Below are 16,127 nucleotides of genomic sequence, written 5' to 3'. Positions count from 1 at the left end.
AATTTTAGATCTTTTAGTTTAAATACACCTCAATGAAAAAATAAGAGTTATCATGTATTGACGCACTAAAACCCCTCTCAAAACAATGAATAACAGCTATTTAAAGCTTAAATAAATCTTATAAAACAAGACTATATTTAACATACCTTTGCACAAAAAATAATCCATGCAGTTTTCTGATTTACTATTACATAAAACCATTTTAAAAGCACTTACTGAAACGCGTTTTCACAGGCCAACTTTAGTTCAAGAAAAAACGATTCCCTTAGTGTTAGCAGGTAAAAATGTAATTGTTGCTGCCCAAACAGGTACAGGTAAAACTGCGGCTTTTGCCTTGCCGATTATCAACTTGTTACTGGACAAACAAGATGCAGAAAAAGGAGCAAAAACCATAAAAACATTGGTAGTTACTCCTACTCGCGAGTTGGCCTTACAGATTTTAGATAATTTTAAATGTTATAGTAAATACACAAACCTAAGAACAACTGCTGTTTTTGGAGGCGTTTCTTTAGAACCCCAAAAAGAAATTTTAGCAAAAGGTGTAGACATTTTAGTAGCTACTCCTGGTCGTTTAATCGATTTACAAATGCAAGGAAATATCGATTTAAGTCGTCTTGAAATCTTTGTATTAGATGAAGCCGATTTAATGTTAGATATGGGTTTTATTAATGACATCAAAAAAATTGAAAAATTAACGCCAAGAAAAAAACAAACCCTACTCTTCTCTGCAACCATACCAGATAAGATTGATGAATTGGCAAAATCTGTGATTAAAAATGCAGTTAAAGTTGAAATAAATCCAGAAGAAACCACTGCAAAAAACATTGGTCAGTTGCTGTATTATCTCCCCAAAAAAAACAAAACAGATTTATGCTTGCATTTGTTACGCAATACAATTCATGGTAAAATCATCATTTTTAGGCGCACCAAATTCGGAGTAGATAAACTAGAGCAAACCTTACTCAAAAACGGCTACCAGGTTACAAGTATTCATGGCGATAAAAGTCAAGGAATTCGTAATAAAGCCATTGAAGATTTTAAAAGTAAAAAAGCAAACATTTTAATTGCTACAGATGTTGCTGCAAGAGGAATTGACATTACCAATGTAGATGCTATTATTAATTTTGATATTCCAAATGTGCCAGAAACCTATGTGCATAGAATTGGTAGAACTGGTAGAGCAGGAAAATCGGGTATTGCCTTTTCATTTTGTTCACCAGATGAAAATGAATACATCAAAACTATAGAAACTTTACTAGAAAAACAGATTAAAGTAATTGATGATCATCCTTACCCCGTAAACAAACCAAAGCATAAAAAGAAACAACCCAATACCATCAGTAAACATAAAAAAGGAAGAAAATCTGAAGCTTCTAAGAAAAAGAAAAAACGTTGGTATTAAGAGTTTATAAAATCATTTAATTTGATTTAACAAATCCCATTTTTAAATTAACTAAATAAAAAGTACCTTTAACCTCTAAAAAAGAACGAGTTACTCATTATCGCTATTACAATTGAGTAAAGGCTTATAATTTTGAAGTGAATTTAAAAACATATACTTATGAAAACTATTAAAACACTTAAAGTGCAAAAATCATCAGCTATTTTATTTGGTCTTTTTTTATCCTTTTTCTTTTGTTCTTATTCATTTCAAGCCCAAGATATTACCGTAAAAGGAATTGTTAAAGGAGAAACTTTTGAAAAAACAGAAGTATTAAATGGTGCAAATATTTTTTTAAAAGGTACAAAAATAGGCACTAGTTCTAATAAAAAAGGTGAGTTTACCTTTCCTGAAAAACTAAATATTGGCGATGTTTTAGAAATTTCTTATCTAGGTTATGTAAAGAAAAGAATCACTATTAAACCAAATTCAAATTTTTTAAACATCACTTTACAAGAAGATGACAATCAAATGTTGGGCGCCTTAAACAATAACAAACGTTATAAATCTAAAAGGCAAAAAGACTAAGTTGATGCCAAAACTTACGCTCTGTATTTTTTTATTATTTGTTAGTCTTTCTAATGCTCAACAATCCGACTTTAATCATATCGATTTTAGTAAAGCAGATCAAATTGCCAAAAAAGTAAAGTCGAAAAGGTTATTTGAGTTGAATAAACTAACCTTTGAGTTAACCAAAGATTTAAAAACGGAGGTAGAAAAATTCAGAGCCATTTATATTTGGATTTGCAACAATGTTGCCAATGATTTTGGTTTATATGCTGCAAACGAAAGAAAAAGAAAACGTTTTGCAGAAGATTCTATACAACTACAAAACTGGAACTCAAAATTCAAAAAGAAACTTTTTAAAAAGCTGTTAAAAAAGAAACGCACCATTTGTACTGGCTATGCATATTTATTAAAAGAAATGTGTGCAACTGTAGGCATACAAAGTAAAATGGTAAATGGTTTTGGCAGAACTGCTGCTGTTGATTTCAATACACTTACCATGCCTAATCATACATGGAATACAGTAAAACTGAACAAAAAATGGTATTTGTGCGACCCAACTTGGTCTACAGGAATATCTTTTCCAGAAGAAGGCAGATTTGAATTCATATATAATGATGGGTATTTTTTAACAGAGCCCAAATTATTTTTTTACAATCATTTTCCACTAGAAAGTAAATACACGTTGTTAGAAGAAAACACGCTAAACTTTAATGATTTTGTGGATGCACCTTTGTTGTATAGTGATGCTTATCAAATTCTTGAAAAACACATTTCACCAAAAAAAATGCATCATACTATTACAAAAGGAAGTAGTTATTCTTTTGAATATCAACTTAAAAAAGAGGCAAATGCAAAAAGGATAAAATTTATTATTGATAGTGGTTCTTCAGAAAAAACGGTAAAACCACAAATTGAGTTGCAAGAAAAACACTTAAAACTAACTCAAACTTTTAATAGAATCGGTTTTTTTGACATGCATTTATATATGAACAACAAACTAATGGCTACCTATACTTTTAAAGTGATTCAATAGCGCAATTACTCAAATATTTAAAAATAGTAGTACATTTAGCGCCTAACAGAAAAAAGTAGCATCAATGAAATGGAGAAGCAGACGCACCAGCAGTAATGTGGACGACAGAAGGGGAATGTCTTCTGGAAGAAGCTCTAATGGAGGTGGATTATTAAAATTGTTAATCCCCTTAATTCTCAGGTTAATTACTACAAAAAAAGGATTAATTATTGTCGCTCTTGTTTTAGGAGTACTCTATTTTACAGGTACCAATCCCATACAACTTTTAACAGGTGGTACTTCAAATCAAATTCAAAATACAAATTACAAAGGTTCTGCCAAAGAAAATGAATTGGCTGAACATAGCAAACGTGTTTTAAAAAGCACAGAAGATGTTTGGAACAAATTACTCAATAATTACAGAGAACCCACTCTAGTTTTATTCACAAATTCTGTTTCTTCAGCTTGTGGTTCTGCTTCTAGTGCAACAGGTCCGTTTTATTGTCCTGGAGATGATAAATTATACATCGATTTAAGTTTTTTTCAAGAAATGGCAACGCGTTTAAATGCACCTGGAGATTTTGCCCAAGCGTATGTAATTGCACACGAAGTTGGGCATCACATTCAAAATATCATGGGCACCACTGCTAAAATGCAAAGACTGCGTGGAAAAATTAGTCAAAAAGAATACAACCAACTTTCTGTAAAATTAGAATTACAAGCAGATTTTTTAGCCGGAGTTTGGGCACATCATTCACAAAATATGGATCTTATTTTAGAACAAGGCGATTTAGAAGAGGCTTTAAATGCTGCTTTTGCTATTGGCGATGATCGATTGCAAAAACAAGCTTCTGGCAGGGTGGTTCCTGATTCTTTTACGCATGGAACATCTGCCCAAAGAATGCGTTGGTTTAAAAAAGGTTTTGATGCTGGAGATATTTCTCAAGGTGATACGTTTAGTGCAACTTCATTATAATAAAATGTTATTTACAATACAAAAAGCAACTCCTAAAGACATTGCAGCTTTAACCAAAGTTGGTAAAAAAGCGTTTTATGAACCTCATAAAGATGCCATTCCTAAAGCAATTATAACAGATTATATGCGCACTAATTTTAGTGAGGCTGCTCTACTCAAAGAAATCAGCGATGCTAATTTTCAATTTCATGTCATCTATGTGAAGGATGTGTTGGCTGGATTTTCTAAAATTATCCCAAACACTCAAAATGAGCATATAAAAGCAGCCAACGTTACTAAAATGGAACGCTTATATCTTGTAAAAGAGTTTTATAATTTAGGCTTAGGCAAAAAATTATTTGAATTTAACCTCAACTTGGCAAAGCAAAAAAATCAAAAAGGAATTTGGTTGTATGTTTGGATTAAGAATTACAGAGCCATTAATTTTTACAAAAAGAATGGTTTCAAAAAAATAGCTTCTTATAATTTTCCTATTTCTGAAACAGAAACAAGACCTAATGATGTTTTGTATTTAGAATTCTAAAAAAAAATTAGCACTTCCATTTACATCAATATAACAATTCTATTTTTTAAAATAATTTAATTAGTGATTTTGGTTAAAAAAACCGAAAAAAGGTGTAAAATTCTACGCTAAAATGGGTTTCAAAACAGTAGGTGATTTTAATTTTAAGATTTCAGAAACGCATACAAACTCCAATTTCATATTACACATATAAATCTAAACACCTCTATATCAAACCTATTTCTTAATTTATTGTATCTTGTTAGCAGATAACTACTAACTAACTTACAAACTATGGAATTACAAATTAGCAATTTGAGTAAAACGTATTCAAATGGTGTTCAAGCATTAAAAAACGTTTCTTTAACCATTCCCCAAGGAATGTTTGGCCTCTTAGGGCCAAATGGTGCTGGAAAATCATCTTTGATGCGAACATTAGCAACGCTTCAAGAGGCTGACTCAGGTACAGTAACTTTAGGAGATATTGATGTTTTAAAAAACAAATCTAAAGTAAGAGAAATCTTAGGCTATTTACCTCAAGAGTTTGGTGTTTATCCAAAAATTAGTTCATTTAATATGTTAAATCATATTGCTAAATTAAAAGGAGTAGCTAGCAAAGGCGAAAGAAAAGACTTGGTAGAATCTCTTTTAAACAAAACCAACTTATGGCATGTTCGTAATAAAAGTTTAGGTACGTATTCTGGTGGAATGAAACAACGCTTTGGTATTGCACAAGCGTTAATTGGCGATCCTGGATTAATTATTGTTGATGAACCGACTGCTGGATTAGATCCCGCAGAAAGAGTGCGTTTTCATAATTTATTAAGTGAAATTGGCGAGAACACTATCGTTATTTTATCGACTCATATTGTAGAAGACGTTTCAAATCTTTGTCATAATATGGCTATTATTTGTTTGGGTGAGGTGGTTGCCCAAGGAAATCCTTTAGATTTAACTAAAAATGTAGAAGGTAAAATTTGGAAGAAGGCCATACCTAAAACTGAATTGGAAAGTTATCAAAATAACCTTCAAGTAATCTCTACACATTTAAAAGCAGGACAAACTGTAATTCATGTTTTAAGTGATGACCAACCTGATAACTCTTTTACAAAAAGTGTAGCCAATTTAGAGGATGTCTACTTTGCTGAGATAACTTCACGTATGGAATCTATTTCTATATAATTGAGTATAAACCAATAAAACAATCAATTATGTTTAAAGAAATTTTTCTATTCGAAATAAAATACAGATTAAAAAGACCTGCAACTTGGGCGTATTTTGGCATTCTATTAGCCTTTGGTTTATTCTTTTCTATTGGAGGAAATGGGCCTGCATCAGAAAAAGTATTTGTAAACTCGCCAATTGCAATAGCTACAATGCTATCTACCATTAGTATTTTTGGGATAATGCTTTCTAGTGCAATTATGGGGGTTCCTATTTATAGAGATATAGAGCATAAAACTGAAAATTACTACTTCTCTTACCCTATTACTGAAAAAGGGTATTTAATGGGGCGTTTTTTTGGTTCTATGTTTGTGTTGCTATTTGTTAGTTTAGGCCTTCAATTAGGATTAATTATTGGTTTTGAAATTGGTCCTTATGCTGGTTATGAAGAAGCTGAACGTTTTACAAGTTTTAACTTTTGGTGGTACCTACAACCTACTATTTTACTGTATTGGACCAACTTTTTCTTTGCTGGTTGTATTTTCTTTGCCTTGGTAAGTTTAACAAAAAAAGTGATGTTAGCTTATGCTGGTGGTGCTATTTTATTTATTACTTATTTGGTAACGTTAACACTTTCTCAAGATATAGAATCTAAAGATTTAGTGAGTTTACTAGATCCGTTTGGACTTGGAACCTACCAAAATATTACACAATATTGGACACCCGAAGAACAAAATAACCTAACAGTTCCTTTTGAAGGTATGTTGGTTTGGAACAGATTACTTTGGGTAGGTCTAGGCGTACTTTTATTTTTATTTACCCTTTTTAGATTCGATTTTCAAAAATTCTTGAATAAAAATTACGATAAGAAAAAGAAGAAAAAAGAAGTAGCAAAAAGTACATCAAATGCAGCACTTACTAAAATTCCTAAGGTTCAAAAAGTATTCTCTGGTAGTTTAAATATAAGATTACTATTTAGTCTTGCATTTTTAGAATTCAAAAATATTGTTCGAGATAATTTCTTTAAAGCCATCTTAGCAGCTGGTGTGTTATTTTTATTTTTTGATGCTTGGTTTGGTTTCCCTATTTATGGTACACCTTCTTTACCACTAACGCTCTACATGTTAGAAGTTAAAGATTTTACCTATGTAATTCTCATTTTTATTCTAATTGTATTTATGACTGGTGAAGTTTTACATAGAGAAAGGGCAATTAGATACAATCAAATTTTTGGCTCATTACCTATACCCAATAAAATTGTGTATGGTTCTAAATTTTTAGCATTAGCCCTTATAGCTTTTGTGTTGGTGAATATGGTTTTAGTTAGTGGCCTTATAAACCAAGTTATTAAAGGGTATTTTAATTTCGAGTTTGGTAAATATTTTACAGATTTATACCTTATCGAATATCCTAGGTATATCATTTTTATCATGCTTGCTTTCTTTGTGCATTCCATAGTTACAAAGAAATTTATGGGTCACGTAATTGCAATTGCAATTTGGGCATTTTTGTTTGGGTTGAATAGTTTCGCAAACATCGATAACAATTTGTATTTGTATGGATACTCTCCAGGTTATACCATTTCTGATATGAATGGCTTTGGTCATTTTGGCGAATCTTTATTTTGGTTTCGATTTTATTGGCTTTCTTGCGGAGCCTTATTGGCTGTTATTGGTTATTTATTCTGGAAAAGAGGTACAGATTCTGGAATAAAATCAAGGTTTCAAGTTGTTAAAAACAGGTTCACAATGCCTACAATCATTACAGTGGTATGTTTATTAATTTTTTGGATTGGAGCTGGCTTTTATATCAACTATAACACGAAAACACTTAATTATTATGCAAATTCAGATACTGGAACAAAAAGCAGAGTTGATTATGAAAAAACCTTGAGCAAATATGCCAAAATTAATCAACCTAAAATTATTGATGTTAAAGTTCATGCAGATTTAATGCCTAAAGATAGAAGCGCTACCATAAAAACCAATTTTATTATGGTTAATAAATCTGATGAGCCAATTGATTCATTGCATTTAAATTGGGGTGGAAAATCTAGTTTTAAAGTTAAAAAAGAAATATTTTTAATTGATAATGAAGCACCTGTTTTAGGAGAAAAATTTGATAAGTTTGGTTATGAAATTTACAAATTACCAAACACATTAATGCCTAATGATACTGCTAAATTAGAATTAAAAATAACACGATATTTTGAAGGATTTCCAAATGAAGGCACTGGATCTCAAATTGTGTATAATGGTACTTTCTTAAATAATGATTTTTTTCCTTCTTTTGGGTATAGTACACAAGGTGAAATTACTAGCGATAAAGATAGAAAGAAGTATAATTTACCCATCAAAGAATATTCTTTACCAAAACAAGATGATCAATGGGGCTTGAATAACTTGTTATTTAATGATGATGCAGATTACATTACTTTTGAAGGAACTGTGAGTACAGATTTAGATCAGATAGCCATTATGCCTGGTTATTTACAAAGAGAATGGGAAGAAAATGGAAGAAAATACTATTCATATAAAATGCGTGGAGAGTTAGATTTTTTCTATAATATTTCTTCAGCCAGATATGATGTTTTAAGAGATGTTTGGACAGGTAAAAATGACGAAAAAGTAAATATTGAAATTTTTCATCACCCAACACATAAATACAACTTAGATAAGTTCGTAAAAGGTGTTAAGCACTCTCTAGATTATTTTACAGAAAATTATAGTCCTTATCAATACAAACAGATAAGAATTATAGAATTTCCAAGATATTCAACATTTGCGCAATCTTTTCCTAACACAGTGCCTTATGCAGAAAGTTTTGGTTGGGTTGGCGATTTCAGTAATCCTGAAGATTTAGACTATGTGTATATGGTTACTTCACACGAAGTTGCACATCAATGGTGGGGGCATCAAATTACACCATCAGCAACAAGAGGGTCGAATCAAATCTCAGAATCTATGGCTGAATATTCTTCTTTAATGGTGATGAAGAAAGAATATGGAATTGATGCTATGCAAGATTTCTTAAAGAGAGAATTGGATAGTTATTTAAGGGGAAGAGCTAATGAAAGTAAATTCGAAAAAACTTTGTTAGATAACGATTCTCAAGCCTATGTTTGGTATAGAAAAGGAGGGTTAATTTTATATGGTCTGCAAGATTTAATTGGTGAAAAGAACTTAAACAGTGGTTTTAAACGCTATATGGATGCTGCAAGATTTAGACCTAAAGCACCTTTTTCAACTTCTTTAGAATGGTATAGTTATATGAAAGCTGTTACCCCAGATTCTTTACAATATTATTTAGAAGATAGTTTTGAAAAAATTACTTTATACAACAATAAAGTAAAAAAAGCCACCTATAAAAAATTAGCTGATGATGAGTTTGAAGTAACTTTAGAGATAGAAAGCTCCAAGAGTTACTTTGATGGAAATGGTAAGCTTTTAGAAAAAGGTAATCAACCAAACCTCATTGAAATAGCTGTTTTTGATAATGATTCTAAAAATGATCAAAGTGTAACTATAAAAGTTCCATTAGTTATCAAAAAAATGTGGGTACAACCTGGTGTTAATACCTACACGTTTAAAACATCAAAACTGCCTATAAAAGCAGGAATTGATCCATATAATAAATTAATTGATCGAATTCCTGATGATAATTTAAAACCTGTTGAAGAAACAACAGAATAACATTTTAATTAAATGAAAACGAGGCTGTCTGAAAAGTAGGTTTAGATGTCATTTTGAGCGAAGTCGAAAAATCTATGTATTTAATTATCAATAAATAAGATTTCTCCTTTGCAGTCGAAATGACAAATTTTAATACTTTTCAGAAAGCCTCGTTTTTTACACTTATTTTAGATTTTAAACACTATCGAAACAAATCATAAACCATTACTTCATTTATTATGAAAAATAATTTCCTTTTTATTTTTTTTATTACCCTTTCATTTTATGCACAAACCAATACAGAAATTCACGTTTTTGATATTAAAAAAAATGGTGAAAATTATGTTCTAGAAAACGGAAAAAACATATCTAACAATAGTGGTTATGATAGTCAACCTTATTTTTACGACCATTCTAAAGTTATTTTCGCATCCTCAAGAAATGGAAATACAGACATTGCTTTATACGATTTAAAACAAAAAAAGGCTGAACTTTATTATATTTCAAATACTGAAAATGGTGGCGAATATTCTCCTCAAAGAATACCAAAGTCCGACAATATTTCTGCTGTTCGTTTAGATAATGATGGTTTACAACGTTTGTACAGTTATCATTATAAAACTAAAAAATCAAAAGAATTAATTCCAGATTTAAAAGTAGCTTATCCTGCTTGGTTTGATAAAAATACCTTGGTTTCATCTGTAATTGTAAATGATAGTTTGCATTTAATCATTTCAGGTCTTAAAAAAAACACCAACACAACTGTAGCAAAAATGGTTGGGCGCTCAGTGCATAGCATTCCGAATTCAGCGTTGATGAGTTTTATCAGTAAAGAAAATGAGCAATACTGGTTATTAAAATCTATCCATCCAAAAACAAAGGAGATTAAAACCATTACATCAGTAGGTAAAACTGAAGATGTTGCTTGGTTACCTGATGGTACTTTGTTAATTCCAAATCAATCTACGATTTATAAATTTAATCCTAAAACAGACAAACAACCCACGTTATTTTTTAGTTTTTTTGATGAAAACATCAACAACATTTCTAGAATGGCAATAAATGCTGATGGAACAAAATTGGCAATTGTTGCAGAAGTTTCACCCAGGTATTTGGCAGAAGCACAATTAAAAGGATATAATTCTAGAGATATAAATGCCTTTTTAAAACCATTTGCAAAGGATGTAAAAGTATATCGTTTTCCAAACACATTAAGCTATCAAGGTGTTGAAAAAATGAGAGAAAATTATGCTTCATTTTTTAAAAACACTCCAGATTTACATTGTAAAATACTAAACCGAATTGTGTATAAAGACAAAGTTATTGATCACGAATTAGTTACCGCTAACGGACGAACCTTTAAAGCTGTGGCTATTTATACCATAAAAAATGGTAAAATTGCAAGTGTAACTTTTATGTAGTTTTTATGAAACTCAAACATTCAAAAAATAAATTGAAAGCCCTTTCTGATGGTGTATTTGCCTTTGCAGCAACACTAATGGTGGTAAATATTGGCGCAAATACCAATATTACCTCTTTTAAAGAAGAACTGCCTAACTTTGTGAGTTTTGGCGTGAGTTTTTTTTGTGATGATGGTAATTTGGAAAGTACATTACAACTTCTTTAGACGTACAGATTATATAGATAATTGGATTATTGCACTGAATATGATTTTGTTGTTTACAGTTTTATTTTACATTTTTCCAGTGCGTTCTTTATTAAGCACAGGTATTGGAGGACAAAGAATTGGTATTGATGAATTTTCAAACATTTTTCAATTATATAGTATTGGGTTTTCTTTAATTTTTGCCAGTTTATATTTTATGTATTTAAGAACTTTTAAAAAAGACAAGACCAATGACAATAATTTGAAGTTATTGTTTTATTCCAGACATTTTCTAATCTTCATCATTGTAGGATTAGTATCTTTTCTTTTAGCGAAATTTCAGATTGGCTTAATGTATGGAGTTCCTGGTTTTGTGTACGCTTTTTTAGGCCCTCTTTGTTATTTTCATTCTGTTCGATTTCATAAAAAACACAACTTAGAATATTAACCTATGTTCTTATCAAAATACTGTTTTAAATAGGTAAATTGAATAGCAATCATCAACCCAAAGAAAACAAAAGCATAGATAGTTGTATTTGAAAAAGAAATACCTTCTAAAATAGTTGAAACTTCAATATGATCTGAAATAGAAAAATTGATTTCTGGAATACTTAAACTACGTTCTCCAGTATGATTAAATGTCAAAAACAGCGTTAAAAATACCAAGACTACAATACCAAACCAACCTTTCTTAGAGATTAAAGCTTGTGTTTTAAAAACTTTTGCCTTTGGCTCTAGAGTTATTTTTTGCATCAAATTTGATGTAAAATTAATCGAAGGTTGTTCTTGAGGAATCTCTTTTACATACTTTTTCGCAAAAGCATCTAACTCTTTCATATGTTTATTTTCTCCCATAATTTTCTATCATTTCTGGTGCTAAATTTTCTTTAACAATGGTCAGTAATTTTTTTCTTGCTCTATGCAATTTCACTTTTAAGTTCGCTTCAGATAAATTGGTTACTTCAATAATTTCTTTTAAAGATAGCTCATCGTAATAAAACATCCAAATTACAGAACGTTCTTCATGGGGTAATTTTTGCAAACATTTATCCATTAAAACAGATCTTTCTTTACGAGCAATACCTTGTAAAATATCTTCTACTGCTGCTATCTGATTAAACGTAACTTCATTAATTTCAAAAGTACTATCGTTATTTTTATTTTTTTTGATGTTATCTAAACAGGTGTGATACGCAATGCGATACAACCAAGTCGAAAATTTAGAATCCCCTTTAAATTTAGATAAATTCTTATATGCTTTTATAAATGTATCTTGACATATTTCTTCTGCTTCCTCTTTGTTTTTTGTCATTTTAAACGCCAAACCAAACACCATATTCTTATAGTTATCAACAAGATAGGCAAACGCATTTGTATCTCCATTGATAACTTTGGCAATGTAGTGTTGGTCGTTGTTGTGAGTCATTGTATCTTTGACTACGGCTTTACCATAAAGGTTACAGTTTTTATTAAAATAAAGTCTATTTTCGCAACAAAGTATTGCCAATTGCACATTGCAAACAACGTTTTGAATTGCAATAGCTGTTTTTTAATTCTAACAAAGCTTGACTATCCATAGCGTTTTTGGCGTTTATATTGAGTTCAGAAAATTTAGTAATAATACTATTCTTTTCTGGTTGTATTTGTTGAATGAGCGCTAAAAACACTTCTTGATTTAAGGCATTTCTATGTTGTAAATACACAAATTTTAAAGGAATAATTGTGTTGATAAGAAGCAAATCAATGAAAGATTTGGTCAATTTTTTTGGTGATTTTTTTGACGCTTTGCCAAACGTATAATGTGTTTGCCAAAAATCATTCATTTTAATAGCGAATAACTCGTAGAAATCTTCTTTTTTAGAGGTATTCATTAATTTTGAAAACAAATTTTGATGCATAACATACAAACTTACTAATTGAGCCATACGAATGGTTGGAAAATTATTTGGGCGCATTCTAAAAAACTGAAACATATTTTTAGAAATAGGTTTTAGTTGGTATTTGTGTTGTAAATACTGATATTTTTCTTTTAGCTTTTGATGATATACAGCTTCCTCTACATCTTGCAAAAAACCAGCTTGGCCAAAAAGTAAAGCCATCAATTCATTTTCATGAAAACGTACTTTACGAATTACAGAAAAATCTATAGAATTTGCTAATTGTAAAAAAGCATTTCCATTTATTTTTAATCCAAAATTTTTAGCTAAAAGTTTAAATAAAACAGCTTCAAAATCGTAATGAGATGTTACCAACAATTCTTTTATAAAAGTAGATTTTTGTTCTAAGCGCTCAAAATACAAACGTTCTAGCCAATTCGCTATTAAAAAAGCATCAACACTAAAAATCTGATTTTCGCAAGGAATCCAACTTTTTGGCACATACACCAAAGAATTGTAGTTGTTCAATAAATTTTTATCCACAAAATGTTTCAACTCTAAAGTTGGTAGCGGCTGATTATTTTTCATAAAAATTGGTGTATCATGCTCCCAAACAACATGTAAAATTACAGTTTCGTAATTGGTATCTTCTTCGTGTTTATGTGCGTACCAATCAGAAGATTTAAGGTGCATTTCAACATTTCCTACCCAAAGTTGGTTATCAATTTCAATTTGAGCATTTAAAAAATCTGGACCACTATACGCATTTTGTAATCCAGATTTACGTATATGGATTGTTTTATTGTCTATTGTGTGTAAACTAGCTTTAGCAAAAAGTTTGTATTGCCATACATAATACAAAAAATCTTCATTCATTGCTTTTTTTGATTTCAAGGTACAAAAAATTTATGTTTACATCAATTTTACCAATCGTAAGCTATTTTTTATGGATGATTTTGCCACTATTTTTGTATCCTAAAATAAAAATATGAATACAATTGATAGTTTACAATGGCGTTATGCTGTTAAAAAATTCGATAATAAAAAAAACCTATCTTCTTTACAAATTCAAACCCTAAAAGAAGCTTTTAATTTAACTGCAACTTCTTACGGTTTACAACCCTTAAAGTTATTGGTAATTAGTAATAAAGAAATTCAGAAAGAACTAGTTTTACACTCTTGGAATCAGCCACAGGTTTTAGAAGCGTCTCATTTACTTGTAATTTGCGTACCTAAAGAATATACCACAGATCAGGTTGAAAAGTACTTTAATTTGGTTCAAAAAATAAGAGCTACACCAGATTCCGTAATTGATCCTTTTAAAAAGTTTTTAACTGCCGAAATTGAAAAGAAAACCCAAGAAGAATTGTTGACTTGGAATAAAAACCAAGCTTATTTAGCATTAGGTAATTTACTAACAGTTTGCGCTTTAGAAAAAATTGACGCTTGCCCAATGGAGGGTTTTATACCAGAAAAATACGATGAGGTGTTACATTTATCTCAACAAAATTTAACATCTGTTTTAGTATTACCTGTGGGTTTTAGAGCAGAAGATGATTATATGAAAGATTTAAAAAAGGTTAGAAAAAACATTGATGATGTAGTGATTGATATTTCTTAAAATAAGCCCATTTATCTTTGCCTCGAATACACAATTTCTTCTGTGAATTCGGGGCAATTCTTTTTATGCACATTAGAAATATAAAATCCTAAACTTTTAATTAAATTTGACATCAAATTCAAGAAAACATATGAGTCAAGATATCAGAAATATAGCCCCAAAAACGGTTTGGAATCACTTTGCAGATTTAAACGCTGTGCCAAGACCTTCTAAAAAAGAAGAAAGAATCATCAAATTTATGGTAGATTTTGGTAACCATCTTAATTTAGAAACCATTGTTGATAAGGTTGGGAATGTAATTATAAAAAAACCAGCTACTTCTGGTATGGAAAACAGAAAGGCAATAGTACTTCAAGGGCATTTAGATATGGTGCATCAAAAAAATGCAGATACTGTTTTCGATTTTGATAAAGAAGGCATTAATATGTTTGTTGATGGTGATTGGGTAAAAGCTAAAGGAACAACTTTAGGTGCAGATAATGGCTTAGGTGTAGCAGCAATTATGGCAGTTTTATCTGCTACCGATATTCCGCATCCTGCAATTGAAGCATTATTTACTATTGATGAAGAAACTGGAATGACAGGTGCAATGGGTTTAGAAGGCGGACTCTTACAAGGCGAAATTTTACTGAATCTAGATACAGAAGAAGACGATGAAATTGGGATTGGTTGTGCAGGTGGTGTGGATGTTACTGCAACAAAAACTTATGCAGAAGAAAACGTTGATAACGATAAAACCGCATACACTATTGCTGTAACTGGCTTAAATGGCGGACATTCTGGAATGGATATCATCAAAGGATTAGGAAATGCAAACAAAATAATGAATCGTATTTTGTTTGATGGATATAAAAACTATGGACTACAAATCTCAGCAATTAATGGAGGTAGTTTACGTAATGCAATCCCTAGAGAAAGTTTTGCAACTGTTGTACTAAATAATGCTTCTAAAGCATCTTTTTTATCAGAAAGTGAAATACTTATCAACAAAATAAATCAAGAGTTTTCAACAATAGAACCAAATTTATCTATTGATATTCAAGAAATTGACCTGCCCAAGAAAGTTATGGAAATCGATGCTCAAGAAAAATTCATAAAAGCTATTTATGCAGCTTTAAATGGTGTTTATAGGATGAGTTCTGATGTGGAAGGTTTAGTGGAAACGTCAAACAATATTGCAAAAGTTGTTGTAAAAGAGGGTAAAATAAAAATAGCTTGTTTAACACGTTCATCATCAGAAAGTAACAAATGGGATTTGGCAAATTCGTTACGTTCGTGTTTTGAATTGGCTGAGTTTAATGTAGCGTTTTCAGGAACATACCCAGGATGGTTGCCTAATATGAATTCTTCTATTTTAAAAACTGTAGAAAGCACATACATAAATTTGTTTAACGAACAACCACATGTGGCTGCTTGTCATGCAGGTTTAGAATGTGGAATTTTAGGACAAAATTATCCAAAGATGGAAATGATTTCATTTGGACCAAATATTAAAGGTGCGCATTCACCAGACGAACGTGCACAAATTTCATCAACTCAAAAATTTTGGAAGTTATTAAAAGAGGTCTTAAAAAATATACCCGAAAAACAGTAACAGTACATTATTGGCTATTTTTATAAAAATTGTTTAAAAACAGAGTATAAGTAAGTTTATATCATTAATTTACAATATCTTAAATTTTTATCTTTTTGTTAACATCTTTCATTTCTTTACACAAGAAAAAAATGTAATTTTACCTTTTTGTAA

At 30.5% G+C, this 16,127-nt stretch carries 15 protein-coding genes; 12 read left to right on the top strand and 3 right to left on the bottom strand.

Going from position 1 to position 16,127, the window contains the following annotated elements:
- Window positions 1-166: 166 nt before the first annotated feature.
- From ACW9UN_RS02450 to ACW9UN_RS02405, 10 genes are all read left to right on the top strand, one after another.
- Complete coding sequence (locus ACW9UN_RS02450; RefSeq protein WP_459483556.1) at window positions 167-1,402, top strand: DEAD/DEAH box helicase; 1,236 nt, start codon at window positions 167-169, stop codon at window positions 1,400-1,402.
- 159 nt (window positions 1,403-1,561) lie between these two features.
- The gene (locus tag ACW9UN_RS02445; RefSeq protein WP_459483555.1) at window positions 1,562-1,969 is read left to right on the top strand and encodes a carboxypeptidase-like regulatory domain-containing protein; all 408 of its coding nucleotides are present in this window, start codon (window positions 1,562-1,564) and stop codon (window positions 1,967-1,969) included.
- 4 nt (window positions 1,970-1,973) lie between these two features.
- Complete coding sequence (locus ACW9UN_RS02440) at window positions 1,974-2,984, top strand: transglutaminase domain-containing protein (protein WP_459483553.1); 1,011 nt, start codon at window positions 1,974-1,976, stop codon at window positions 2,982-2,984.
- 64 nt (window positions 2,985-3,048) lie between these two features.
- Complete coding sequence (gene ypfJ, locus ACW9UN_RS02435; protein ID WP_459483552.1) at window positions 3,049-3,939, top strand: KPN_02809 family neutral zinc metallopeptidase; 891 nt, start codon at window positions 3,049-3,051, stop codon at window positions 3,937-3,939.
- A 4-nt stretch (window positions 3,940-3,943) separates the two neighbouring features.
- Window positions 3,944-4,462, top strand: a complete 519-nt coding sequence (locus tag ACW9UN_RS02430) for a GNAT family N-acetyltransferase (protein ID WP_459483550.1) — start codon at window positions 3,944-3,946, stop codon at window positions 4,460-4,462.
- 273 nt (window positions 4,463-4,735) lie between these two features.
- Window positions 4,736-5,623 (top strand): ABC transporter ATP-binding protein, encoded by an 888-nt coding sequence (locus ACW9UN_RS02425; RefSeq protein WP_459483549.1) that lies wholly within the window; start codon window positions 4,736-4,738, stop codon window positions 5,621-5,623.
- A gap of 29 nt (window positions 5,624-5,652) precedes the next feature.
- Window positions 5,653-9,297, top strand: a complete 3,645-nt coding sequence (locus ACW9UN_RS02420) for an ABC transporter permease/M1 family aminopeptidase (protein WP_459483547.1) — start codon at window positions 5,653-5,655, stop codon at window positions 9,295-9,297.
- 218 nt (window positions 9,298-9,515) lie between these two features.
- Window positions 9,516-10,697: a nuclear transport factor 2 family protein gene (locus ACW9UN_RS02415; RefSeq protein WP_459483545.1), complete on the top strand. Its 1,182-nt coding sequence runs from the start codon at window positions 9,516-9,518 to the stop codon at window positions 10,695-10,697.
- A 5-nt stretch (window positions 10,698-10,702) separates the two neighbouring features.
- Window positions 10,703-10,903, top strand: a complete 201-nt coding sequence (locus ACW9UN_RS02410) for a TMEM175 family protein (RefSeq protein ID WP_459483543.1) — start codon at window positions 10,703-10,705, stop codon at window positions 10,901-10,903.
- Window positions 10,866-11,330, top strand: coding sequence for a TMEM175 family protein (locus ACW9UN_RS02405; RefSeq protein WP_459483541.1), 465 nt, complete (start codon window positions 10,866-10,868; stop codon window positions 11,328-11,330). The genes ACW9UN_RS02410 and ACW9UN_RS02405 overlap by 38 nt, the downstream gene beginning before the upstream one ends.
- Here ACW9UN_RS02405 and ACW9UN_RS02400 read toward each other — a convergent pair.
- The 3 genes from ACW9UN_RS02400 to ACW9UN_RS02390 are packed head-to-tail and all read right to left on the bottom strand — an operon-like array spanning window position 11,327 to window position 13,653.
- Complete coding sequence (locus tag ACW9UN_RS02400) at window positions 11,327-11,737, bottom strand: hypothetical protein (protein ID WP_459483539.1); 411 nt, start codon at window positions 11,735-11,737, stop codon at window positions 11,327-11,329. The genes ACW9UN_RS02405 and ACW9UN_RS02400 overlap by 4 nt on opposite strands.
- Window positions 11,724-12,308 carry an RNA polymerase sigma factor gene (locus ACW9UN_RS02395; protein ID WP_459483537.1) on the bottom strand — a complete coding sequence of 195 codons (585 nt, stop codon included), beginning with the start codon at window positions 12,306-12,308 and terminating at the stop codon, window positions 11,724-11,726. The genes ACW9UN_RS02400 and ACW9UN_RS02395 overlap by 14 nt, the downstream gene beginning before the upstream one ends.
- Before the next feature lie 55 nt (window positions 12,309-12,363).
- Entirely contained in the window at window positions 12,364-13,653 is a 1,290-nt protein-coding gene (locus ACW9UN_RS02390; RefSeq protein ID WP_459483536.1) for a DUF2851 family protein, read from the bottom strand.
- A gap of 94 nt (window positions 13,654-13,747) precedes the next feature.
- Between ACW9UN_RS02390 and ACW9UN_RS02385 the strand changes: the two genes are divergently transcribed.
- On the top strand, window positions 13,748-14,380 hold the full coding sequence (locus tag ACW9UN_RS02385) for an NAD(P)H-dependent oxidoreductase (protein ID WP_459483534.1): 633 nt from the start codon (window positions 13,748-13,750) through the stop codon (window positions 14,378-14,380).
- Between the two features lie 130 nt (window positions 14,381-14,510).
- A complete protein-coding gene (locus ACW9UN_RS02380; RefSeq protein ID WP_459483532.1) occupies window positions 14,511-15,974 on the top strand; it encodes an aminoacyl-histidine dipeptidase in 1,464 nt (487 codons plus the stop codon).
- The last annotated feature ends 153 nt before the right edge of the window (window positions 15,975-16,127 follow it).

The organism is Polaribacter litoreus, assembly GCF_054584775.1.
The sequence above is the reverse complement of the archived record's forward strand: the minus strand, read 5'-3'. Positions and strand labels throughout refer to the sequence as shown.